The 24,044-nt window shown below is 61.1% G+C and carries 20 protein-coding genes; 9 read left to right on the top strand and 11 right to left on the bottom strand.

Translation table 11 applies throughout. The features are described 5' to 3' along the window. Nucleotides 1–7 precede the first annotated feature (7 nt). Genes AYX22_RS06350 through AYX22_RS06360 form a run of 3 tightly spaced genes read left to right on the top strand, consistent with a single transcriptional unit; the run spans nucleotide 8 to nucleotide 2,496 of the window. Entirely contained in the window at nucleotides 8–1,003 is a 996-nt protein-coding gene (locus AYX22_RS06350; protein ID WP_207596685.1) for an NADP-dependent oxidoreductase, read from the top strand. A gap of 32 nt (nucleotides 1,004–1,035) precedes the next feature. After that, nucleotides 1,036–1,881: an alpha/beta hydrolase gene (locus tag AYX22_RS06355; RefSeq protein ID WP_207596686.1), complete on the top strand. Its 846-nt coding sequence runs from the start codon at nucleotides 1,036–1,038 to the stop codon at nucleotides 1,879–1,881. Between the two features lie 12 nt (nucleotides 1,882–1,893). Beyond that, nucleotides 1,894–2,496: a TetR/AcrR family transcriptional regulator gene (locus tag AYX22_RS06360; protein WP_207596687.1), complete on the top strand. Its 603-nt coding sequence runs from the start codon at nucleotides 1,894–1,896 to the stop codon at nucleotides 2,494–2,496. Nucleotides 2,497–2,510: 14 nt separating this feature from the next. On the opposite strand, the gene AYX22_RS06365 is transcribed toward AYX22_RS06360, so the two are convergent. After that, complete coding sequence (locus AYX22_RS06365) at nucleotides 2,511–3,698, bottom strand: TerC family protein (RefSeq protein ID WP_207596688.1); 1,188 nt, start codon at nucleotides 3,696–3,698, stop codon at nucleotides 2,511–2,513. A gap of 180 nt (nucleotides 3,699–3,878) precedes the next feature. On the opposite strand from AYX22_RS06365, the gene AYX22_RS06370 reads away from it, so the two are divergent. After that, nucleotides 3,879–4,322, top strand: coding sequence for a hypothetical protein (locus AYX22_RS06370; RefSeq protein ID WP_207596689.1), 444 nt, complete (start codon nucleotides 3,879–3,881; stop codon nucleotides 4,320–4,322). Further along, nucleotides 4,319–4,624 (top strand): transcriptional regulator, encoded by a 306-nt coding sequence (locus AYX22_RS06375; protein WP_089594042.1) that lies wholly within the window; start codon nucleotides 4,319–4,321, stop codon nucleotides 4,622–4,624. Before AYX22_RS06370 ends, AYX22_RS06375 begins: the two co-directional genes overlap by 4 nt. Before the next feature lie 51 nt (nucleotides 4,625–4,675). Here AYX22_RS06375 and AYX22_RS06380 read toward each other — a convergent pair whose 3' ends face one another. The 3 genes from AYX22_RS06380 to AYX22_RS06390 all read right to left on the bottom strand — a co-directional run bounded on the left by AYX22_RS06380 (nucleotide 4,676) and on the right by AYX22_RS06390 (nucleotide 6,925). After that, on the bottom strand, nucleotides 4,676–5,740 hold the full coding sequence (locus AYX22_RS06380) for a hypothetical protein (RefSeq protein ID WP_207596690.1): 1,065 nt from the start codon (nucleotides 5,738–5,740) through the stop codon (nucleotides 4,676–4,678). 4 nt (nucleotides 5,741–5,744) lie between these two features. Then, nucleotides 5,745–5,984, bottom strand: coding sequence for a PLD nuclease N-terminal domain-containing protein (locus AYX22_RS06385; protein ID WP_207596691.1), 240 nt, complete (start codon nucleotides 5,982–5,984; stop codon nucleotides 5,745–5,747). Between the two features lie 107 nt (nucleotides 5,985–6,091). Then, nucleotides 6,092–6,925 (bottom strand): VCBS repeat-containing protein, encoded by an 834-nt coding sequence (locus AYX22_RS06390; protein WP_207596692.1) that lies wholly within the window; start codon nucleotides 6,923–6,925, stop codon nucleotides 6,092–6,094. Nucleotides 6,926–7,256: 331 nt separating this feature from the next. On the opposite strand from AYX22_RS06390, the gene AYX22_RS06395 reads away from it, so the two are divergent. Next, complete coding sequence (locus tag AYX22_RS06395) at nucleotides 7,257–10,151, top strand: NPCBM/NEW2 domain-containing protein (RefSeq protein ID WP_207596693.1); 2,895 nt, start codon at nucleotides 7,257–7,259, stop codon at nucleotides 10,149–10,151. A 1,033-nt stretch (nucleotides 10,152–11,184) separates the two neighbouring features. Here AYX22_RS06395 and AYX22_RS06400 read toward each other — a convergent pair. Continuing rightward, complete coding sequence (locus AYX22_RS06400; RefSeq protein WP_207596694.1) at nucleotides 11,185–11,772, bottom strand: hypothetical protein; 588 nt, start codon at nucleotides 11,770–11,772, stop codon at nucleotides 11,185–11,187. Between the two features lie 30 nt (nucleotides 11,773–11,802). Beyond that, the gene (locus AYX22_RS06405) at nucleotides 11,803–12,306 is read right to left on the bottom strand and encodes a MarR family transcriptional regulator (protein ID WP_207596695.1); all 504 of its coding nucleotides are present in this window, start codon (nucleotides 12,304–12,306) and stop codon (nucleotides 11,803–11,805) included. A gap of 87 nt (nucleotides 12,307–12,393) precedes the next feature. On the opposite strand from AYX22_RS06405, the gene AYX22_RS06410 reads away from it, so the two are divergent. Then, a complete protein-coding gene (locus AYX22_RS06410; RefSeq protein WP_207596696.1) occupies nucleotides 12,394–13,311 on the top strand; it encodes an EamA family transporter in 918 nt (305 codons plus the stop codon). 182 nt (nucleotides 13,312–13,493) lie between these two features. Here the strand turns inward: AYX22_RS06410 and AYX22_RS06415 are convergent, their stop codons facing one another. Then, entirely contained in the window at nucleotides 13,494–13,880 is a 387-nt protein-coding gene (locus AYX22_RS06415; protein WP_207596697.1) for a hypothetical protein, read from the bottom strand. 552 nt (nucleotides 13,881–14,432) lie between these two features. On the opposite strand from AYX22_RS06415, the gene AYX22_RS06420 reads away from it, so the two are divergent. Continuing rightward, nucleotides 14,433–16,964: a DUF4268 domain-containing protein gene (locus AYX22_RS06420; RefSeq protein WP_207596698.1), complete on the top strand. Its 2,532-nt coding sequence runs from the start codon at nucleotides 14,433–14,435 to the stop codon at nucleotides 16,962–16,964. 342 nt (nucleotides 16,965–17,306) lie between these two features. Here the strand turns inward: AYX22_RS06420 and AYX22_RS06425 are convergent, their stop codons facing one another. The 4 genes from AYX22_RS06425 to AYX22_RS06440 all read right to left on the bottom strand — a co-directional run bounded on the left by AYX22_RS06425 (nucleotide 17,307) and on the right by AYX22_RS06440 (nucleotide 21,900). Continuing rightward, complete coding sequence (locus AYX22_RS06425; RefSeq protein WP_207596699.1) at nucleotides 17,307–18,236, bottom strand: HNH endonuclease; 930 nt, start codon at nucleotides 18,234–18,236, stop codon at nucleotides 17,307–17,309. A 507-nt stretch (nucleotides 18,237–18,743) separates the two neighbouring features. After that, nucleotides 18,744–19,532: an IS21-like element helper ATPase IstB gene (gene istB / locus AYX22_RS06430; RefSeq protein WP_071416162.1), complete on the bottom strand. Its 789-nt coding sequence runs from the start codon at nucleotides 19,530–19,532 to the stop codon at nucleotides 18,744–18,746. Then, nucleotides 19,529–21,082 (bottom strand): IS21 family transposase, encoded by a 1,554-nt coding sequence (gene istA, locus AYX22_RS06435; protein WP_071416161.1) that lies wholly within the window; start codon nucleotides 21,080–21,082, stop codon nucleotides 19,529–19,531. The genes istB and istA overlap by 4 nt, the downstream gene beginning before the upstream one ends. A gap of 671 nt (nucleotides 21,083–21,753) precedes the next feature. Then, nucleotides 21,754–21,900 carry a hypothetical protein gene (locus AYX22_RS06440; RefSeq protein ID WP_207596700.1) on the bottom strand — a complete coding sequence of 49 codons (147 nt, stop codon included), beginning with the start codon at nucleotides 21,898–21,900 and terminating at the stop codon, nucleotides 21,754–21,756. Between the two features lie 661 nt (nucleotides 21,901–22,561). On the opposite strand from AYX22_RS06440, the gene AYX22_RS06445 reads away from it, so the two are divergent. After that, the gene (locus tag AYX22_RS06445) at nucleotides 22,562–23,953 is read left to right on the top strand and encodes an APC family permease (RefSeq protein WP_207596701.1); all 1,392 of its coding nucleotides are present in this window, start codon (nucleotides 22,562–22,564) and stop codon (nucleotides 23,951–23,953) included. Nucleotides 23,954–24,044: the final 91 nt, after the last annotated feature.

The raw sequence follows: 24,044 nt of genomic DNA on the forward strand, positions 1-24,044 counted from the left end.
AACCCCCGTGAAAGCCTTCGTCCTCAATCAGTACAAGGAACCCCTGCAGCAGATCGACGTCCCGGAGCCGGTGCTCGGTGACCACGATGTGCTGGTTGAGGTTCACGCGGCCGGCCTGAACCAGCTGGACGAGAAGATCAGGCAGGGGGAGTTCAAGCAGATCCTCCCGTACAAACTGCCGCAGGTTCTTGGCCATGACGTTGCCGGTGTGGTCCTGCAAGTGGGGCCCCAAGTGCGGTCCTTTTCGCCCGGCGACGAGGTATTCGCACGCCCCGGCAAGGACAGCATTGGCACCTTCGCGGAGCGTATCGCCGTGGCCGAGGAAGACCTGGCCATCAAACCGGCCACCGTCAGCATGGAGGAAGCGGGCTCACTTCCGCTGGTGGCTTTGACGGCGTGGCAGGCGCTGGTGGAGCGCGGGAACGTTGGCCCCGGCCACAAGGTCTTCATTCATGCCGGTGCCGGAGGAGTGGGCTCCATCGCCATCCAGCTTGCTAAGTACTTGGGCGCAACGGTAGCTACCACGGTCAGCGCCGGGAACAAGGACTTTGCCCGCGAGCTCGGTGCTGATGTGGTGATTGACTACCGAACCGAGGACTTCGTGGAGATCCTTCACGATTACGACCTCGTCCTGGACAGCCTTGGCGGCGAGAACCTGGAGCGGTCCTTGAAGGTCTTGAAGAAGGGTGGCAAGGCTATCGGCATCGCGGGCCCGCCGGATGCCGGCTTCGCCCGCCAGCTGGGTGGTAACCCTGTACTGCTGGGTGTGACCACCCTGCTGAGCTCGGGTATTCGCCGCAAGGCCCGCCGCCTTGGCGTCACCTACGAGTTCCTTTTCATGCGCGCTGATGGCGGCCAGCTGAAGGAAATTGCTGCGCTCATCGACGCCGGCCACATCAAGCCTGTACTGGGACGCGTGGTGCCGTTCGATCAGACAGCCGATGTCCTTGCTTCCCTGGAAAAGGGCGGCGTCCGCGGCAAGACCGTCGTCAGCCATCTCTAACCACAAACCAACACCCCGACAGGACAAACATCATGAGCAGTGAACAACAGTCGTATATGCAGGTGCCGGCGAAGACGGTGACGGCCAACGGCGTTACCTACGCGTATCGGGAGATGGGTCCCAAGGGCGGGGTTCCGGTGGTCTTCCTGATTCACCTCGCCGGGACCATGGACAACTGGGATCCACGCATCATCGATCCCATCGCCGCCGAGCACCATGTGATCACCTTCAGCAACCGCGGAGTGGGCGCCTCCACGGGCAGCGTTCCGGACAGCATTGAAGGCATGGCCGACGACGCCGCTGCCTTCATTCAGGCCCTCGGCTATCCTCAGGTGGATCTCTTCGGGTTCTCCCTTGGCGGCATGATCGCCCAGGCGCTGGTCCTCAAGCACCCGGGGCTTGTTCGCAAGATGGTGCTCGCAGGCACGGGCCCTGCCGGTGGGGAAGGCATCCAGAACATCATCGGAATCACCTACTACGACGTTCTTCGGGGCACCCTTACCCGGCAGGACCCCAAGGAGTTCCTGTTCTTCAACCGGAACGCCGCCGGTAAGCCGGCCGCCCGGGCCTTCATCAATCGTCTCAAGGAACGCACCACCAACCGCGAGGCACCCTTCAAGCTCGCCGCATTCCAGACGCAACTGAAAGCCATCCGCCGATGGGGATTGTCGCCGTCGGCAGATCTGGGTGTCATCACCCAACCGACGCTGATCGCCAACGGTGACAATGACCGCATGGTGCCATCTGTCCTCTCGAGTGACCTGCACCGCCGGATTCCGGGCAGCGAACTGGTCATCTACCCCGACTCCGGGCACGGTGGCATCTTCCAGTTCCACGACAAGTTTGTCCCTGTAGCCCTCGAATTCCTGGGCCGCTGATACGGTAGCTGAATGCAGCCTGCGCCCCAGACCCTTGGCCGACGTGAACGGAATAAGCAGGAGAAGCTTGACCGCATCACGGCGGCAGCCCGTGAGCTTTTCACCCAGTATGGAGTGGATGAGGTCACCACCCAGCAAGTAGCTGAAAAGGCCGACGTCGGTTCGGGAACCTTGTTCCTGTACGCCAAGACCAAGGCGGAGCTGCTGCTGCTGGTGCACAACGTCAAATACGCCCAAGCGCTGACCAATGGGGTGGACGCAGCGTCCGCTGAAACGGCGGTGCTCGACGCGGTGATGGCCATCATCCGCCCCATCATCGAGTGCAACCGCGTCCAGATCGAGAACGGCCGGACGTACCTGAAGGAGATTGTCTTCGGGGATCCGGCGGAGCCGCACCACGCAGAAGCGTTGTCGCTGACCATACGCACGGAAGAAGCTATTGCCGGCATCCTGGGCCGCGACGAGCAACTGCTGGCCCGCGACCCCGCCAAGCTGGCACGGATCATCACAGCGATCATGTTCATCAGCATGACGTCCTCGGCCACCAAAGAACTAACAGACGCCCAGGTTGGCGACGAGATCCGGGATCAGATCAGCGTGCTCCTGGGCGCCTGACTTCTTAGCTGGGCTTAGCGGTTGAGGAAAGCCTCGTGCTGGCGGTGGGCTTCCTTCACCTGCTCGCGGATCGCCTCCACGTCCTTGGCCTTGTTCCGATACTTGAGCGGCATCTGGACGATCTGCGCTTCCTCGGCGGTCAGTGCGCGGTAGATGCGCTCGCGCTCGTTGGCGTCAGCGGTGTAGTCGAGGTCCAGGTAGTCCACGGCATGGCGGCGGGCGTTGTTGATGGCCGTCTGGGCCTTGCCCGCCGGGCTGATCAGTGAGAGCACCACGGTGACGATCAGGACGCCGATGATCACACTCAGCGAGAGGCCGGTGGTGATCTCGATGACGTTGACGTGCTCGCCGTCGTTGATGAACGGCAGGTTGTTCTCGTGCAGGGCGTGCAGGATCAGCTTGACGCCGATGAACGCGAGGATGGCTGCCAGGCCGTAGGAGAGGTAGATGAGGCGGTCCAGCAGGCCGTCGATCAGGAAGTACAGCTGGCGCAGGCCCATCAGGGAGAACGCCGTAGCGGTGAAGACGATGAAGACGTTCTGCGTGAGGCCGAAGATTGCCGGGATGGAGTCAAGCGCGAACAGGATGTCCGTGCCACCAATGGCCACCATGACCAGGAGCATGGGAGTCAGGGCACGCTTGCCGTTGACGGTAGTGAAGAGCTTGTCGCCGTCGTACTTATCCGTGGTGTGGAAGAGCTTCTTGGCGAGCCGGATGATGAAGTTGTTGGCTTGGCCGTCACCGTGGTCGCCGGGCTTGAGCAGGTTGCCTGCCGTGAGCAGCAGGATGAGGCCGAAGATGTAGAAGACCCACGCGAACGAGTTGATCAGCGCGGCGCCCAGGAAAATGAAGCCGGTGCGGGCGATCAGTGAGAACACGATGCCGAAGAGCAGGACCTTCTGCTGATCCTCACGCGGCACCCGGAAGCTCGCCATGATGATGAGGAACACGAACAAGTTGTCGACCGAGAGGGCCTTCTCCGTGATGTAGCCGGCGAAGTACTCGGACCCCATTTGGCCGCCGCCGAAGATCAGCACCAGGACGCCGAAGAGCACAGCCAGGCCCACGTAGATGGAGGACCAGATGGCCGCTTCCTTGAGCGAGGGGACGTGTGCCTTGCGGATGTGGAAGAAGTAGTCGAAGGCCAAGAGCGCCAAAATGACGACGATGGTGATGCCCCAGATGAGGGGAGAGACGGTCATATGATCCTGCTTTCGTGAGGCGCGCGAGTGGTGTTGCTCACCGAGGGTCAAACTCTTGGAATCAAATTTACCGGGAGTGGTGGGGCGGGCGCTAACTAGGCTTTCATGGGAAAGTACTTGACAATGTGGAAAGTACTTTCCTAAGTTTGGGGAATTCATCTGTACAACTTTGGGGGAACCATGAACGAGACCACCGGAAATATGTCAGCAGCCGAAGCCCGCGAACTCCTTGCGAGAGCTGACTCAGTGGGTGCCGCCTCGATCAACGCAGCAGCTTGGCCCGTTGCCGTCCTGTTCACCAGCCTCGCCATCATGGGTTCACTGCTCATGATCGGGATGCACATCGTCGCCCATACCGGTTACGGCGCTGCGTTGCTGGCGTGTTCTGTCGGCGCCTGGGGTGCGATCTCCGCATGCATTTGGCCCATGTTCCAACGGTCCACCAAGGCCGGATTCACCAAAAGGTTCCTCACATCGCTGGTCGGGTATTTCGCGCTGTACGTCGTAGCACTGGTGGTTGGTGCCTACTTCTTCCGCGACGGAAACCTGTGGTTCTACATCCCGGCCGCTGTCGCGCTGGCCGGCATTGGCCTCGCCGCCGCCTTCCGCGAGCTGCGCGCATGAGCACGCCGGCGGAACACCCGCGCCACCAGCTCAACGAGGTCGTCCACTCACCGGTCCGTTTCTCCATCATGGCTGCGCTCGCTAAGGCCGAGTCGCTGGACTTCAAGGACCTGCGCGATGCGATTCAGGTCAGCGACTCTGTCCTCAGCAAGCAACTGGCCATCCTGGAGAAGGCCGAGTTTGTGAAGATCAAGAAGAGCTTCGCCGGGAAGTTTCCGAGGACCTCTGCCAGCCTGACGAACGCTGGGCGGGGCGTGTGGGCAGCGCACCTGCAGACGCTACGGGACATTGCGGGCGGCTGAGGGGTTTTTGTTGTTGGTGCACGACGGCGGCTGGTTGCGTGGGTGGGTCAGCTAACCTCCCGCGGCCAACTGCCACTCGTCCTGGTTATGCGGCCTGTGCCAATGCTGACGGGGCTCCCCGGATTCGCGGACTACGTGGTTGAGCCAGAATGTGGTGCCGGGGTTCCATCCGGCGATGACACTTGCCGTTCCTTCCACAGGGTCCACGTCGAGCGCCCGCCCAGCAAGGTGCAGGTAGCCGATGATGGGGAGGTGCACAGCGTCCCATCGTGAGCTTGCCCGTTCCCAGTCGGGGATAACCCATCGGCCATCGCGACCTGTAGTCCGGAACCAGTCATGTCTACGAGATGCAGTCACCTCGAGTGGGAACATCCTGCACAGCTCGATCCAGACCTTTACGGACTCGATTTCCAGGATCCTGCCCGTTCCTGCGACAGGGATGGCGGTGGCGTTCTCCCACCCCAACGAGTCCTCCACCAGATTCAGCCCCTGGGGAATCTGACCGGTTGACTGCATGAGGTTGTGGGGTATCGACCACCACTCGCCGCCCACGTTGGCCCTGATGTCTGCAGGGCGTTCCCATGCAGCGCGGGCCTCTCCGGTTCGTTGATTGCGCGCCCACTCTGCCAGCTTCGGACGGGGATTTCCGTCGAGTGGCGCAGGGTCTCCCGCAGAGCGCCAATCGATGCTCCACTGCCTCACCTCAGCCTCAAGGGTCCACGATTCTGCCGCAGATGTCCCGAGGACGCCCTCCGCGACGTGGCATAGGGCATTCGTTATCTCGGGTGCGGCGGCGAGGATGTCTTCGCCGTCGGGCTCCTGCCAGTATCTGGCAGCGTCCACTGCGCGTTGTAGGGCGTGTTGAACCAGATCGTCCGTGATGTTCCGAAAATCCAAGGCCCTGATCAGTGCTGCGAGCTCATCCACCGTCGGCTCCGGCGGGGGAGACGGCGCCTCTCCGGAGGGATTCATGGTCAACAAGACTCGGGACGTGCCGGCGCCGGGATCGAGGTTGTATCCCAGATGGAAGACGGCGATCCGGATGTCCTGGTCCAGCTCCATCGCGAGTTCGAGGCACAGGCGACGGCCTCGCGGGCCCTGCAGCAGTGAATCCATGGCACTAAAGGGTTCTGCGGAGGCGTAGGCCTCCGCTCATGTTAGTCAGCCGAGGCTTCGCGTAGAGCCACACCACAACTCCGAACAGCGGCACCACGAAAAACAGCAACACCCACATGATCCGGGCAGTTTGATCGAGACGGTCCTGCTGTAGGACATCGAAAATAGCCCAAATGTTCGCTCCCATGACGAACACCGCGGACAATCCCGCCAGCGACGCCAAGACCCATTCCCAAGCTTCCATGCCATCCCCCTGAACCGGCAGCTTCCGTACAAAGTAGCACTGGCGCTGCAGATGCACGACGGCGGAGCCGCCTTGGGTGCCTGCCGCTTAGTCGCGCTTCGGTTGGGTCAGATCAGCGCTGTCATGACGTTCCAGCCTTCCCCGATCTTCTTCCGTGGTTCGAGGTTTCGGCTGCCGACGCCGGGGTAGAGCCAGAGGTCCCCGTTGGCATCACGGGCGATGATCTGCGAGTAGCCCGGGTAGTGGCCGTCGAATCTTCCCGTGGAAATGATCGCTGTCATGGCATTCCAGCCTTCGCCTACCTGCATGCGGGGCAGCCACCCGCCCTTGCCGTCGCCGGGGTAGAGCCACAGCCGTCCGCTGGTGTCGCGTGCCATGACGTCCCGTTTGCCGTCCTCGTTGAAATCGCCGCGGCCGATCAGCGCTGTCATCACGTTCCAGCCGACGCCGATTTGGGTGCGGGGTTTCCAGCCGCCAGTGTGATCGCCGGGATACAGCCAAAGCCGACCTTCGACGTCTCGGGCGATGACGTCCGCACAGTAGTCGCCGTCGAAGTCGCCAGGGCCCATGATGGCGGTCATGGCGTTCCAACCGACACCCACCTTGGTCCGGGGTTTGAGGTATCCGTAGCCGCCGGGGTAGAGCCACATGTCGCCATTGATATCGCGGGCAAGGATGTCGTCGTTGAACTCGCTTTGGAACTTGCCCGCACCGATGATTGCAGTCATCACGTTCCAGCCCTCGCCCATCTTGAAGCGGGGCTTCTTCCAGCCGCCCTGGCCGTCGCCGGGATATACCCAGAGATCCCCTGCAGTATCTCTGGCGAGGACATCGTCGTTGTAGCCCGTGTTGATGTTGACGTAGTCCCAGTTGTTTGTTGGGACATTTGCTGCACGGGTGCCCGGCTGGCCTGCCTGTGCTGGAAGGGCAGCTGTGCCCAAGAGCAATGCCGCGGTCGCGGCCAGGGTTGTCCCTATGAAGAGTGGGCGCCTTCGATTTTCGGGTGTTTTATGGCATGAATTCTTGCTCGACTTTGATCTGAACATCACTGTTACCCCCAGTAGCAACATGTACATCAAACGATTCACCGGAGCATAGTCCTGTTGGGTGGCTTTTGTTAGTGGTGGGGAGGTTCGGCTGGCTAACGGTCGCCAGGTAACGCTGCAGTCCGCATGTTCATACCTGTGCATTTCGTTGCCCCAAACGCACAGCCCGCAAGAAACTCCTTGAGGAAACCCACTCAATGAGGAGCCACACTTGCACCCACACCCCATGGCCAGACGTCTGGCAGCAGTAGCCGCATCAACCGCATTAACGGCAGCGGCGCTGGCAACCGGAATCGCAGCCAGCCCAAGCGCAACCGCAGCCGAACTACCCCCGCCACCCACCGGCGTCGTCTATGCCAGCGACGTTCCGTGGTCGAGCATGACCAACGGTTGGGGACCGGCGGAACTGGACATGAGCAACGGTGGCCAAGCGGCGGGCGATGCGAATCGCCGGCCGCTGACCATCGGCGGCACTGTCTATCCAAAGGGCATTGGCACGCACGCAGCGTCGTCCATTACGTACAACCTTGGCGGGCAATGCCGGCAGTTCCTCGCCCAAGTTGGTGTGGATGACACTCAGGGTGACCGCGGTCGAGTGGACTTCAAGGTGCTGGTGGACGGAGTGGAACGGTTTACGGGGGAGCGGAAGGGGACGGACGGAGCCCTCCCCATCAACGTGAACCTGGAGGGCGGCAGCACGCTGCAGCTCAAGGTGGAAACCGGCCCGGAAGGGAACGGCAACGATCACGCCGACTGGGCCGATGCCAAAATCAACTGCTCGGACGCGTTCATCGCAGCACCGCTGCGGGTCGAGGGCTCAGCCGGGACCAATCTCAACGGGCTGGTCCCCGGAACGCCAGCTACCGTCGTCGTGCGTGACCTCAAGCCTTTGAGCCCCGTCAGCCTGGGCCTCCGGGGCGAAAAGATGGCCGACGCCGTTGCTGACGCCACCGGCGCGGCAGCCTTCACCTTTGTGGTGCCGGCCGGAGCCGCAGGCGGGGCGACAGAACTGGTCGCCACGGGCACGGGTCCGTTCGATGTGGCCACCACGGGCAGGATCGGCGCGTTCATTGTGCAGATCAGCGATGCGAAGTTTTATGTGGACTGCTCGGTCCGGACCCCAGGTAATGGCAGCCAGGCAAGCCCGTTCAACTCGATCGCACAGGTCAACGGCCACGGCCCGTTCAACGCCGGCGAGTCGATCCTGTTCCGGGCCGGCACTGACTGCATCGGCGCACTCACGCCGGCGGGCACCGGCGTCGCCAACCATCCCATCACGCTCTCCAGCTACGGGGACGGTGCGAAGCCCACCATCAACGGCGGTGGTGCTGTAGCGGCCATCCAGATCACGAATGCCAGTCACTGGACCGTCAGCGGATTGCATGTGGTGAACCCGTCGGACACTCCGGTGCGCAGGGTTGGGATTCTCTTCGAGAACAGCGGAACGGCGCAGACCGCAGGAATTGTGGTCACGGGAAACCACGTGGAGGACGTGGCAGGGTGGCGGAACAAGGCGACGAACGGCGCTGGCTTCGCGCAGTCGGCCGGCATCATGGTGCGGACGTGGGGCAAGGGATCGGTGGACGGCATCACCATCACCGATAACGAGGTCAACGACGCTGCCGGTGGTGGCGTGAAGATCTCAGCTCCCGATACCACCGAGCGCTACAACACCAAGGTTTACGTTGCGCGGAACGAGATCCATGATGTGGGCGGCGACGCGATCGTGATCCATAACTCTGACGCGCCGCTCATCGAGCACAACAGGGGTCTGAATCTCGGCCAGGGCGCCCACCCGTACGAAGGCGGCAACTTCGCGGGCATGTGGCCGTACAACTCCAAGAACCCGGTGTTCCAGTTCAACGTGGTGGGCAACAGCACTACCTCCACGTACGACTCCACCGCCTGGGACTGCGACATGAAGATCGTGGGAACCTGCCTCTTCCAGTACAACTACTCGTACGGGAACGCCGGCGGCTTCTACCTCAACTGCGTCTCCAACTGCGGCGGCGGCGCTACTGCAGCGAACGTGGTTCTGCGATACAACGTGGCACAGGACGACTGCCGTCTGGGCGGCAGCAGCAGCGGTACCGGCAAGCACTACATCTACAACAACACCTTCTACTGCCCGTCGCGTGTGTTTTTGGACGACATGACCGGCCCACGCGAGGTGCGGAACAACCTGTTTGTGGCACCGGGTGGTGTTCTTAAGCCCGCTGCTGCTGTGTATGCGAACAACGCGTACTTTGGCGGGATCCTGCCGCCCTCGGGGGAGATTGGTTCGGTGCTGGGTGATCCCAAGTTGGTTGCCGGTGGCAGCGGCCAGACAACACTGGATGTTCCCGGGTACCGGCTTGCTTCCGGGTCACCGCTGATGGGTGCCGGTGTTCGGATTAACGACGACGGCGGCAGGGACTTCTTCGGTAACCCCACCTCGGGTGCCGGTTCCGTTGGGGTGCCGGGGGCGGCGCCGAATATCGGGGCCTATCAGGGGCCTGGTGTTGCTGTTGCTCCTTTGCCTTTTGCTTCATTGGTGAATCAAACCTCGGTTGCGAATTCGGCTAATCCCCGGAATGGGGCTGTTACGTCCGATCGTCGGACGTTCTCTGAGGAGGCGTTGGCCGCTGCCGGGCTTGGCTCGGGCGAGCCGTATTCGGCGTTTGGCGTCTCGTCCGTGTGGCATCCGACGGCTGTGGGGACGCCGGATACGTTGAAAGCTGCTGGTCAGGAAGTGGCTCTGTCAGGACGCGGACGGACCTTGCTGGTGACGGGATTCTCCACAGGCAACGTGACCTCCGGAGTGGCGACCGTTCACTTCACAAACGGGCAGAGCAGGACCGTGACGATTTCGCTGCCGAACTGGCGCACCGGGGTTGCTACGGATACTTCGGTGGTGGTGGCTGAGTCGGCGTACCACCAGCGGCACACGCAGGCTTACATCGGTGGGCCGTCGACGGTGGTGCGGGTTGATGAGCCGGCCCGCGTCTTCGCCACAAGGATCGACATTCCCCCTGCTTTTGAGGTGTCCAGCGTGACGCTGCCGCAGGGGAGCGCACTGGTGAACGAGGGGCTGAACATCATGGGTATTGCTGTGGGGAATGTTCCGCCTGGGTTGAGGTAGTTTCGTTGGTTGCTTGAGAGCCGAGTGTGGGATCCGCAGGGGCGGGTCCCACACTTGTTTCATCGTGGGGTGCTAGTGAAGGTGGTGCCCGGAAGAGGCCATCCCGGCTCCCTCGCGAACCCCTAGACGCGGCTAGCGGCCACTCATTTTTGGGCGTTTCGGCACCTAGTTTCGCTCTGACAGCACCTAGCTAGGAGAATTTCGCCACCTAGCCGGCATGTGGCGGGCGCACAATGTGCGGGTCAACAAAGACCGTTCTTCACTAGGAGGAAGCATGATGTCGGAGCAGGCAAACAGACATTTCGTGGCCTTCCAGCGCAAGCATCTGGTGAAAATGGCCGATGTGTTGAAAATGGCCGATGCGTAGGGCTAAACGGTTCTCGCTATGTCTGTCCTTGATTTTCGGCGCGGGCATATCATCCGTGGGTCTGGTCCCTGCGCCGCTCGTGTACTTTGTTGGCCTCCTCCTTATGTGTCTCCTCATCGCTGCCACGACGTACTACCGGCGTTGGCGATGGGTTCCACTTGGGGTGGGGCCGGCACGTTCGGCCGCTTTGGGGGTGGGGTGCGTGGCGGCGATGAGTGCGGCATCAATGTTCAGGGGAGGCGAATGGAGTTTTGTTCTCATTCCCATGCTCAGCGTCGGGGGAACCGTTGGCATGTTCCACTGGCTGACCAGACGCGGGCGCTTCGTGAGCTCAAAGGGATCGGACCTCGCCTGAGTGCGAGGTCCGGTTCAGACTGCCTTCGTCAATAATGTGCCTGCCGATCACGCGGCGCCCAATCGAAAGAGGGAATGATGAGCAAGGTTCCGCATCCGCTGCAAGTTGTGATGTCATTCGTCATGGCCGTCATCTTCGCGACTTGGCAGCCTTTCGCGTGGTGGCGTGTCGCTGCTGCTGTACTCATGCTGGGGTTCGGTTGCTACGGCGTTTATGTGTTGCGACGGAGCAGGCGCAAGGAGCATAGCGAGCTTGAGTGAACGGAAAGTTGATGATGGCCTGTGGACTAACGTCCGCGGGCCATCTCTTTGTTAATGGGTGTTTTCGTCGGGGCGAAGGCGATTCTGCAAATCTGGGTCACCGAAGCCGGACACGAATCCGAAGTCGTACTTTCCGTTCTCCGGTGGGATCTCACGCTCCAGTTTTAGTGCCGTCGTCGGCGTGAACAGCGTTTTCGCGATTCCGCTTTCTGTATCGAAAGTGAAGGACCCGAAAATTGTCCGATCTACCCTGTGCCTCAGCAGGAGCGTCGTGTCGGAACCGTTCACTTCACAAGCAACAGGGTGATAGTCGTCCAGCTGCCGACCCCAAATGGGCAGGGAGAGTGGGAAAGAGAGCTGTACAGCTTCAGGAAACGAGAACGGGATGCGGTCGATGGAAAGGCTGAAATCATCGACGCCATCTGTCTGCAGAGTGAGGGAGCGGGGATCGAACGTTCTCGTAGGTCCGTCCGGCAGCTCTTTCGCAGACCAGATGAAGGCCCTTGGGTGCACCGAAACTGCATGCCTCACCAAGTGGTTGCCGCTCTGGCAATACGAGGTGCCGGTGTAGGCGCTTGCCTGTCCGCCGCCCAGCGCTTTGCCGATTGCGATCGCCAGCTGCTCAGAGGAAGTGTCCACGCCTCATCCTCGCACGGGTGACGTGCCCGCTCAGGAGGGTTCGCCGTCGTTGTTTGTTAGCAGGAACTTGCGCAGAAGGTTCGCTAGCTGGGTCCGCTCAGTCTTGGTTAGGCCCTCGAGCATCTTTTGTTGGTTTTCGACGTGGTGCTCCACGACGTCGTCCACCAGAGCGAGTCCCTCTGGCGTGAGGCTGATGAGTAGTTGTCGGCGGTTCTCGGGGTTGGTCTCACGATGAACCAGGCCGCGCGATACCAGCCGATCCACTCTGTTGGTCATGGCTGCGGAGCCGATCATGGTGAGGCTGGCGAGTCGCCCCGGCGTCAACGGCGCCTCGGCAGCCGACCGGCGCAGTGTTGCCAGGACGTCGAACTCCCAGGGCTCCAGTCCGAACTGGTTCATGAATTTCTGCACGTCCAATGAGGCGAGGCGGCTCGCCCTGCTGAGCCGGCCCAGAACGCCCATGGAGCTGACGTCCACGTCGGGTCGCTCCTTGTTCCACTGCTCAAGAATCATGTCCACTGCGTCGCGGTCCATCGTCCTCCAATGCTTGACCTCAAACAGTACAGCACCTACATTGTCTTACATCAAATAGTTCGACATCGAAATGTATGGAAGTGAAAGATGAGTACATCTGCAGCGATTGCCAGCAGGGCGGGAGTTGGGGCGTCGAAGGCATCGCCTCGCGACCTCTTCATCACCGCGCTCGCGCCGATGGTCTGGGGCTCCACCTATCTGGTGACCACGGAATTCCTCCCCGCCGATCGGCCGCTCCTGGCCGCAACCGTGAGGGCACTGCCGGCGGGCATTGTGCTCATGTTGGTCACCCGAACGTGGCCGCGGGGGAGTTGGTGGTTCAAAGCTGCGGCGCTGGGCGCGCTCAACATCGGGCTGTTCTTCTTCCTCCTGTTCTTCACTGCGTACCAATTGCCGGGTGGGCTCGCGGCACTGGTCATGTCCATTCAGCCCTTGTTCGTGCTCTTCCTCGGCGTGCTTTTGCTGGGGGAGAGGATCCGCAAGGCGCACATCCTTGCCTGCGCAGTAGGAGCTGCGGGTGTCGGTTTGCTCGTCCTGCGATCCGACGCGACGCTGACTTTTGTGGGTGTGCTCGCCGGGATGGCGGCGGCGCTGAGCATGGCAGCCGGCATAGTTCTCACTAAACGCTGGGGAAAGCCCGACGGCGTGGGGCTGCTTGGGTTTACCGGCCTGCAGTTGGCGATGGGTGGGGTCATGCTTCTGCCGGTGACGTTGGTGGTTGAAGGTTTGCCGGAGTCTGTGTCTGTGCCCAACTTAGCGGGCTTCGCCTACCTCAGCGTCATCGGTGCACTGGCCGCGTATGCCGTGTGGTTCCGGGGGATCCAGCGGCTGCCGACGATGGTGGTGTCGTTCCTGGGATTCCTGAGCCCGCTCGTGGCGACGGTGCTGGGGTTTGTGTTTCTGGGGGAGGTGTTGTCGGGATGGCAGATTGTGGGGGCGGTGCTGGTGCTGGGGGCTGTGTTCTTGGTGCAGCGGGGTGTGGCTGCTGGTCCAAAACTCCCGTGAAGGACGGAGGTGCCCAGTTGATTGGCGCAGCAAACGCTCGCGGCGGCGCAGCACGAACGCCCTATACCTCGGCCGCGCGTGGGCTGCTGGTTACGCCGCTGTCGTAGTCGCCGGCGTCGAGATTCCGACAAAATGCTGTCAGCCCGTAAGTGGGCTGGCACCTGCTGACTGACCAGGGACTGCTACTTGGCGGGGTATTCCCACTCCCAGCCGACGGGCATGAATCCTTGCTGGTGGATCAAAGTACCGGCCGGAGTTGGTACGTCGAGGACGATGACTCCAGTGGCCTTCTCGCCGGGGCCGAGTGCGGAGGGGAAACGCTCGGCGTCTTTCAGGCATGTGAATGACGAACCTGACCAAACGCTCCCGTTAAAGGTGGTGCCGTTTTCGGCTATGACTTTCCATGCATATCCCGCGAGGCCGAACTGGGGATTGACCGAATCGGCAAGGGCGGGGTCTGTCTCCATGGAGACGTTGAGGGCGAGGAAGTGCCCATTAGTCGGTTTCGAGGCGTACTCGGACGTGCATTGAGGATCAAGAGTTATCGAATTTACAACGAAACTGGCCACTGTTTTGCCTTTGTCGGTGACCGAAGCCCCCTCGCCGACCCTCTTGATCAAATTCCCCCTGGACGACTTCGATTCAGTCTCGGAGGGTGTGGGGCTAGGAGCGACGGATTCGACCGTTGGGGCTGTCGCTGGTGCCTGGGCCCCCGCGCAGCCAGCGAGAAGAAACGGTAGAAGGGCAGCAACGGCTGGATACTTGAATTTCAATTGGTCCCCCAAAGGATATAGGCGAATGAAGCTAGCCCAGCATATGTGAAGTGTGCGTTGGCCATGACGGCTGGCCGTCACAGGTCGGTAACAGTGAGTTGTCCGGGGGAGTAGTCCAGTGACGGGCTCTTTCCCGGAGCCTTCGGATTCAATTCGATGCAGGGGCGATAACGCTCACCATTGACTTCTTATGGCCGTCTGGGTAAGCACGTCAGAACTCGGTGCCAATAGGAACTACATCGTCAACTCGAGCGTAATTTTGTAGGCAGCAACAAACGGTCAAGCCGCCTGATGCGTCTTCTGGTAGTAGTCTCTTTCCAGACATGATCAGAGGGTTGAGAGGCGCAAATGGTTCACGCTGAGAATGGCACGCTGGCTGGCGTTTTGGAAGGCAAAAAGCAGTATCAGATTCCCCTCTACCAGCGGGTCTACTCGTGGGGGACGAAACAGCTTGAACAGCTTTGGGCGGACGTTTTTGAGCTGGAACGTTCTGTGGCAATAGATCCCAAAGCCTCGCATTTCATTGGCTCTCTAGTGCTTGCCAGCAGTCCAGACTCCGGTGCGATTGGAGTTAGTAGGTTCTTGGTAGTCGATGGCCAGCAGCGTTTGACTACCTTGACGCTGCTGCTTGCTGCCCTCCGGGATCACTTGGCTGAGACTGGTGATTCTGAACGGGCACATGCCATTGACGTGCAGTATCTGATTAATGTCTTCGACAAGGGCAAGCCTCTGAAGGTTTTGCCGACGCAGGCTGACCGAGCGGCATACCTCGCCGTTCTCAACCGTGCGCCGCGGGCTGGTGGCGAGGATGCCGTTGGCGTTGCATACCGGTTTTTCAGAGCCAAGATCGCTGCGGCAGATGATCCGGAGGATCCGCACGATTTGGAGTTGCTTGAAGCCGCTGTAGTTGGTGGGCTGGCGCTTGTCGTCGTCACTGCGGAGCCCTCAGATAACGCTCATCGTATTTTCGAATCCTTGAACAACACTGGCCTTCGACTCACGCAAAGTGACTTGCTAAAAAACTACCTGTTCATGCGTCTTGGCGACCGCGCAGAGACAGTCTATGAGAACGTCTGGCTTCCGCTGGAACGGATGCTGGATGCGGAAAACATAGAACTCTTGTTTTGGCTGGACCTGGCCCAGCGAGATGAGCGCGCTAAGCAGTCAGATACCTACGTTGGTCAGCAGCAGCGTCTGGAGAAGTTGAAGACCGTTGCTGCCCTTGAGGCTGAGGTTGTCCGTATCGCCGAGTTGGGTGAAGTGCTGGCGACAATTCTTGAGCCATCGAGAGAAGGCCACACCGAGATCCGCCGCCGTCTCACAAGGATCCGGGCCTGGGGTTCGACAACGGCGTTTCCAATAGTCATGCGGATTCTTGCCTTGCGGGCTTCGGGTGCCGCCAACGTTGATGAAGCCGTACGTGCGCTGACGTACCTTGAGTCGTATTTTGTGCGCAGGGTAGTGATTGGAAGAGCTACGGCGAATCTAAATCGGACGTTGCTTCAGGCGGTTGGTTCTATAAGCGATGGAGACCGGATCGATGTGGCCTTGCGTGAGTTCCTTTCCCGAGGACGCAAGTACTTTGCCACGGACGAGCAGGTTCGCGATGCGGCACAGACGGTAGCGTTCTATTGGCAGGGTAGGGGACCACAGAAAAGACTCATCCTGCAGTGGCTAGAGGAGGCATACCGCCCAAAGGAGATTGTCGCACTCGATCCAAGGCACTTAACCATTGAGCATGTTCTGCCTCAGACGATGTCTGATGTCGTGAGGGGGACGTTCGCCGAGGGGTTTGGTGACGGTGCTGATATCGACTTCGAGCACGAGCGCGTGGTGCACACGATTGGCAACCTCACGCTGAGCGGGTACAACAGCGAATTAAGCAACAGGCCTTTCATGGAAAAGCGCCAATTGCTGGCCAAGAGTGGTGTCTTTATGAACCAGCGGATCGCTGAGAACCTCACTTGGGGCGTCGATGAGATCACTGCACGGAACGCCGAGCTGGCCGAGAAGATAATCGACCTATGGCCAGGGCCAGACGAGAGCGTTGCGACTACGGAGAATGAACCTTCACTATTGCGTAGTCAGGTTGCCTCGATTCTGGCTGAGATTCCCGCCGGTCGTTGGACGTCATACGGTGACGTCGCGATAGTGGCTGGTACGTGGGCTCAACCACTCGCCGGGATGATCACTAACGCTCCCATGTCGAATGCTTGGCGTGTTCTGCAGGGCGGGGGAAAGATTTCAACCGGGTTCAGGTGGAGCGAGCCCGGTCGTACTGATGACCCACGGGTGGTACTGGAAGGTGAGGGGATTCGCTTCGATCACGAGGGCCGCGCAGATCTAAGTCAATTCATTGGCGCTGAAGAGCTTGCAGAAGCGGCTGGGCTCGACGTGGACTCGGCGACGATTGCCGACCGTCGCACCGAAATGAGAAGCCATGCCCGCCCAGGAGGGAGCGGCTCACTAAAGGACTCCCAGGTTGCTTTCTTTGAGCGGGTGCGAGCATTTGGACTTGCGCACGCGAAGAACATCGCGTCCTGGCGCGCTCCTTCTCCTCATTACTGGTACGACGTAAGCATTGGTGACTCGCGCGCTAACCTCTCACTCCAAGTCCAATCCCAAAAAAAGATCGCTACCGTTCTCCTTTGGATAACCGACGACAAGGACCTTTACACCCGTTTAGCCTCGCAACGTGAGTCCATCGAAAGAGATCTTGGCCTCGAACTCGAGTGGGATGAGAAGCCCGACCGCAAAGCTTCCAAAATCGTCATCAGTCGCCGCGGCAACTTTCTCGATGACAGCCAAACGCAAGAGCTAGTGGAGTGGCTAGTTACCACTGGAGATGCTTTTGCGAGGGTCCTTCCGAAGTACATGTAGACCTCGAATCCACACATACACGTCGTAGTTCTCCATCTACAGTTGGGCTCCGACGTCAACATAATCGGGTCCACTGGCTCATACCTTCGTGTTCCCGGGCTAGCTAGGTGGATAGATCCTCCGCCCTGGCGCAGGGTGCTCGGACATATTGCAAGGGTTAAAGACCCTGAATGCGTAGCGGGTGACCGACCGCCAGAGTTCATTGCTATGAAGCGATAGCAGCACGAGTGCTAGAAGCTACGGGGAACACGAAGCACAGGAGCAAGACTTTGACAGCACCAACCACACATCGGGGACACAACGTCGGGATCGATCCAAGGGGTTTGTCCAGGAATGTGACGGCTATGGTCTTCTGTTCCAGTCCGCCCAGATCCGAGTCAGCACCTCTCGATGAGGAGTGAAAGCGAGATGCTTCAGATTGTCGCGGGTGATTGCCAATTCGAGCAGTGACGGCCCGTATGGCTCCGCGTGCAACTGGAGCTCAGGGTCTATGCACCAGTAGCCACGATCCAGAGCAAGATGATGGTTCGCGCAAAGAGGAAGGCCATTTCGCGCGTCATCAATGCCGTCCATGCTCTTGGACAATAAGTGTGCGGCCTGCAGGACGCCTTTGACTTTAAGCCCGCAGACGGCACATTCCTGGCCGTAGCGCTTGTAGACATCAAAAGTGAAGCGGGCCTGATTGGGCCTGTTTCTCCGCAGACTATAGCTCGTCGCTGCCTCTCCAGTCAGATTGAAGGGCGCATTCTGTTCCTCTGGAGTGGGTGGCGGCGGAAGCTGTGCTTGCGTGAACGTGATCAACAGAACGTTGTTCGTATCGTCTACGTCTTCAATGTAGCCACGGTAGACGGTCCTAGTGTTGGTCTTGTCTCCAGGGCCAATGACAAAGACGGGAAGGCCACCTTGGTAGGCAGCCCTTGAGGCCTCGATCTCCGACTGGTCATGCCCTGATCGGCCGGTCTTCGGGTAGTGGTAGATAACTCCCGTGGAAGTAAGTTCGTCGTCGTAATGACGACCAGTATGAAGGAACGAAAGGGCGATGCCCTTGGGCGTCTCCGGCTTCCTCGTCTCACCACTTGGAACGAAGATGCCGGCTTGGTTGCCATAAATCTTAAGTTCGCGGAGGAGTCCACGCTGGACATTGGTTGGACCGTCGGCTGCCAGTAGAGACGCCCAGAGCTGTTCCCTGCGCGCGGCTTCTTGCTGAGTTGCCGCAAGTCCCGCATCAGATGTATACCGCCCCTCTCTGGCAACGATATTTCGTTCAGGCACAGCCCTATTACCCCCTAGCCCCTCTTGATGTCCGTCAGAGGGATCTTCTGTCCCCAGTGCTTGGCGGGTCAGCCTCCTGTTGATCGAGAGGATTCCAAGTCGACGTCAGGGCTGAGTCAGCACATGTTTACACAAAAAAGATACAAGACTCGCGTCATTTTTTGCTGATTCCCGACACATATATTGGGGACCTACGTCTCGATTGTCGCGAACTCAGGAGAAATCGGAGCACAAGTGCTATTCCTAGCAACCCGGCCCCGAAACTGGACGGACGAACCCCCGTGCCTGACTTGGGACTACCAATGCTGAGTCCCGAGGTTGGTCAGGACCCGGAAACATCACCCCGCTACTTACTCGGCGTCTAAGCCCCACGCCTGTCAATGGCCAGTTGTTTCTGCCCATGGACGGCCACTAAAAGTGCCCGCTGGTGGCCAGTAAAACTGCCCGGTGATGGCCAACAGATCTGCCCACTGATTGGTTCGGCGGGATTGGCCATCGTGGGGTTGATCAGTTCAGTCGGGTTACTCCTTTCCCGGCGAGGGCCTGGGTGAGGCGGACGGAATCGCCGCTGGTCTGACAGACGTGGGCGTGGTGCAGCAGCCGGTCAACGGTGGCGGTTGCGAGGGTTTTGGGCATGAGCTCGTCGAATCCGGCGGGGTGGAGGTTGGAGCTGATCGCGATGGACCGTTTTTCGTAGGCTGCGTCCACGACCCGGTAGAGACCTTCGGCGGCGTCCGTGGCCACCGGCAACAGGCCAATATCGTCAATGACCACGAGCTCCGCGCGGAGAATCCTGGCCACGGCCCGGGTGACGCTGTCGTCGGTTCGGTGGGCGCGGATCAGGACGCCGAGGTCTTCGAGCCTGAACCAGGCGACCCGCATTCCGGCTTCAACGGCCTGCTGGCCGAGGGCTTCGAGGAAGAACGTCTTCCCGGTCCCGGAGGGCCCGCAGACGACGAGGTTTTCCCTGCGGGTGATCCATTCCAGGGTCCGGAGGGCCTGCTGGGTCGGGGCAGGGATGGAGGACGCTGCAGGGTCCCACGCCTCGAAGGTCTTCCCGGTCGGGAAGCCTGCTGCTTTGCGGCGGGAAGCGAGCATGGACCGGGCCCGACCGGCGGCTTCCTCGGTGAAGAGTGCTTTGATGACCTCGGTTGGTTCCCACCGCTGGGCGCGGGCGGTCGCGATCAGGTCCGGTGCCAGTGCACGGGCGTGGGGCATTTTCAGGGACCGCATAAGGGCTTCCAGGTCCGCCGGCAACGGCGGAGCGGCGGTGTTGGCTGTGGTGACGGGGCTCATCGGGCCTCCTCCGGCGTGATTTTGGTCGTGGTGTTGGTTGTGGTGTTCAGGGTCGGGTTGCCGATCGCGGCCCACGCGCCGGTTCCCTGAGTCAGGGAGGTGGCTTCGTTGGCCGCGTGGGTGGTCGTGCGGCGGATGTTGGCGTTCAGGATCGAGGCGAGGTCCTGGTGCGCGAACCGGCCATGTAGTGCGGCGTCGCCCAGGGCCCGGTCGACCTGGTCGGTGCCGGCGATTTTGGCCAGCGTGACGGCTTCTGCCATTTTCACGTTGATCCGTGCGGTCCCGGCCGCGGCGGCCTCCATCAGCCAGGTCCTGGCGCCTTCGCCGATGGCCAGGAACGCTGCCTCGTCCGCGCTGCGGGCCCTGACCTCGTAATCGCCGGGGACCCTGGTCCGGGTTCCCGGGAAGTGTTCGTCGTTGATGGCGGGACTGCCGGGCCGGGCCCGATCATGGCGGGCGACTTCGACGGGCCCTGCAGTGCCGTGGTGGACGATGATGACCTGCTCGCCGGGCCCGGTCCCGTGGGTGCGGACGAACACCCGGGCTCCGAGCAGGTGGGCCGGGACGGAGTACTGGGCGTTTTCGAAGGTGACCATTGGGGTGTTCTCCGGAACCATGCGGGCGAGTCCGAAGGCGACCGTGTGGGCGGTGTCCGGGATACGGTGCAGCCGCGGGGCTTCCTCGGCGAGCATGGCTGCGGGTTTGCGCCGCGTCGTCCGGTGCTCACGGTGATTGACCTCGTCCATGAACGCCGTGCAGGCGGCCTCGAGCTCGGCGAAGGTGGCGTATTCGTCGCGGAGGTTGGTGTCTTTGGGCACGAGGTCGGCCTTGGCGAGCTTCACGGACGCTTCCACCCCGCCTTTGGTGGCCGGGTCCGCGGGCTGGCAGGTCAGCACGGTCACCCCGTAGTGCCGGGCGAAGTCCAGGGTCTGCTGGTTCCGCACCGGGACCCCGGCAACGTGGGAGGTGGTCACGGTCTTCTCGTTGTCCGTGAGGACATAGGTCGGTGCTCCGCCGAGGATCCGGAAGCACCGGTCCAGGGCCGCGAACACGCTCGGCGCCGTCCTGTCCTTGAGCGGGATCACGATGCGGAAGCGTGAGAACGCCAGCCACGCCACGAACAGGATCGTCTTCACCCCGCCGATCCGTGGCCCGTCGCCGAAGTCGTACTGCAACCACATCCCAGGTTCAGTGATCCACGGCCGATGGACGCGGGTGTGGCCCAGCCGCCACGCGTCCTTGACCTGCGCAATCGCCCGGCGGGTGGAGCGCTCCGAACCCGCATAGCCCAGAGCGAGGAGCTTCTCGTGGGCCTTGTCAGCGCGGATCCGGCCCTTGGAGGCTTCCACCCATTCTTCGATCTTGGGCAGGAACGGGTCGGTGACCCGGCCCCGTGCCGTCGGTTCCCCGATCGGCCGGCCTGCGTCCCGGGCGGTCACGTGTTTGGCAACAGTGTGGTGCGAGCAGCCCGTGAGCTCCGCAGTGGCGCGCAACGATCCGGTCAGGTCGTAGGCAGCAAGAATTTCCATGATTTCTCCGTCAGACTTCATACAGGGCCTCTTCCTGGTTCGCTTGGTGCGCTTAGACACCGTCATCAAACCCCAGGGAGAGGCTCCCACCGCTTAAGACGCGGTCGGTTCAGTAAGGAAGTGGGCAGATCTCATGGCCACCATCGGGCAGTTTTACTGGCCGTCAGTGGGCACTTTCGTGGCCGCCTATGGGCAGTTTTTCATGGCCGCTAACACACGCCGGTGACTATGGCTTTTTAGTGCCAGCTGAGCCACGAAATTCCGACGACATATATGCCAGGCATATCAGTTATTCTGAGCTGGTGTTTGGGTCGCCCCTTTCGTCGACCCGTCGATGGCTTTCCGCATGCGATTGTTGAATCCCGACTCGACTGTTGCGAGGCGTTCGGGGAGGTTGTCGCTGAAAGGTGATGTCGCCGTCGTCGATGTTCTCCAGCCGGGTGTGCAGGCGCATGCCACAGTGGCTCAGTTCGCGGAGATTTGTGGCCGTCGTCGGTGCTGGAGAGGAATGGGTTGTAAGCACAGCGGGTGGCGGGGAACGCAGCGCCCCGCGGATGAGGGCGCAGATGCTGTATTCCGGGCCGAATTGCCGGTCTAGAGGAGTCCGGGGAGGATGTCGCGGCCGTGTTAGGGCGCCGAGAAGATGAGGGACGGGGCGTAGCTCGTTGCCGTCGTCGTAGCTAGTCAGGCTGTCACGCCGCGGCAACCCGCCCTGCCACGTACTCCGCATCCAGTCCCACCCCGCCGACAATGGACGAGCAGTGCCTGGTCAGCCATGGCAGCCCCACCACGAACAATCCGGGAATCTCCGCGACTCCGAGGGAGTGGTTACCGTACACCGCTCGTCCACCAAGGGCAGATCCACGAACTGAAAATTGATCTTGTAACCGGTCGCCTTCAACACCGAGGTGACGTCTTAGTGGGGCAGGCTCGCCTGAGCAGGCTCAGTTGGGGACAAGCGATCTGCCTCTAAGGGCACCTCCTCCGCAGCGTCGCTCCCCGCTGCGGCAGCGTACGCAGCGATCGACTTGCATGAGCGCTGTCCAAACGCGGACTCAACTGCGGCCAGGCGTTCGGGGAGGCCGTCGCTGAAGTTGACGCCGCCGTCGTTTATCGCTTCAAGGTGGCCGTGCAGGTGCATGCCGTGGCGACCGATTCTCTGAGGGGGATGGCGTGTCCGCCGTCGGTGCCGGAGAGCAGGGGGCTGAGGCGAAGCGGGCGGCGCCTGGAGGGCGAGCCGATGGCGACGTACTCGGATCTCGTGTGCTGCTGTCTGAAGAACCGCCCGTCACATATTGACTGTGACCCGCCTCACCGTCACAATAAATGAACGCTATTCATTTCCTCTCAAATTTCACATGACCAGAGGCGTCCACCACCCGCCCTGAGCCACCCCAGCACTTCAGGATCCCGGCGACCCCGTCGATCCCGTTGCCGCTACGAAGTTCTGCAGCGTCGCAGCTTCCCAGCACACACCAGCATGACCACCAAGGATTCCAAATGACCCCCGCGTTTGAAACTGATACACCGGCAGGCGAGAAGCCTGTGGGGCCGGCCTCTGCCCACGCGCCTTCCCAAGGTTGGCGCCGAGTCCTCGGCGTTCCATCCCTGGTCCTGTTGGGCTTGGTCTACATGGTGCCGCTGACGATCTTCAGCACCTACGGCATCGTCGTGGAACTGACCGGCGGGCGGCTCTCGGCTGCCTATGCCGTGACTTTGGTGGTCATGCTGTTCACGGCTCGGTCGTATGGCCGGATGTCGCAGGCGTTCCCGTTCGGTGGATCCGCGTACACCTATGCAACCCGTTCCTTTGGGCCGGGCCTTGGCTTTATGGCCGGGTGGTCGCTCCTGCTGGACTATCTGCTGCTGCCGATGATCAACTACCTGCTGATTGGCATCTACATGGAAGCCGCCTTCCCGGCTATCCCGGCCTGGGCGTTCATGATCGTGTCGATTGTGGCTGTGACCGTGCTGAACATCCTCGGCATCACTGCGATTGCCAAGGCCAACTTTGTGGTGGTGGGACTCCAAGCGCTCTTCATCGTGTTGTTCGTCGCCCTGGGGCTTTCCTCAATCACCGGAACCGGCAACGTTGACCTGCTGGCGCCCTTTACCGGGGCCGAAGGTGCCGAAGGCCTTTCGCCCGTCTTTGCCGGCTCAGCCATCCTTTGCCTCTCCTACTTGGGGTTCGACGCCGTCTCAACCTTCGCGGAGGAAACCAAGGACCCGAAGCGGAATCTGCCCCGCGCCATCATGATCACCACAATCCTTGCCGGCATGATTTTCCTGGGACTCGCGTACATTAGTCACCTGGTTCTCCCCGTCAGCACCTTCAACGACGTGGACTCGGCGGCCATCGAGGTCATTGGCGCAGCGGGCGGCGAGTTGCTCGTGGCCTTCTTCACGGCCGCCTACATTGCCGGCAGCCTGGGATCAGCCTTGACCTCCCAGGCCTCGGTCTCGCGGATCATTCATTCAATGGGACGCAGCGGAGTGTTCCCAGCTGCTTTGGGGCGGCTGCACTCCCGCTTCAGCACCCCCGTGCTGCCCATTCTGCTGACCTCCGCCGTGTCACTACTGGCGTTCGTGTTGGACCTGCTGACGATTTCCTCCCTGATCAGCTTCGGTGCCTTGGTGGCGTTCTCCGTGGTCAACTTGGCCGTCATCAAGCACTACTACTTCGACCAGAATGCCCGCGGTGCCCGTGGTGTGATCCACAATCTTGTGTTTCCGGGCATTGGCTTCGTGCTCACGATCTGGCTGTGGACCAGCCTGAGTGGTTTGTCGTTCACCTTCGGGTTGATTTGGGCCGGAGCGGGATTGGCCTACCTGGCATTCCTGACGCGAGGGTTCCGGAAACCTGCGCCACAGCTGGATCTGAAGGAGGCGTAGGTTTCCTGAGCGGAAGCTCGAGGGATCTTCGCCAGGCGGGTGCACTCCTCCCACAGCCACTCTGGGACCGGAGACGTTAGGCTTCTTGGAC

It is taken from the genome of Arthrobacter sp. D5-1 (assembly GCF_017357425.1).
Classification (GTDB): Bacteria; Actinomycetota; Actinomycetes; order Actinomycetales; family Micrococcaceae; genus Arthrobacter.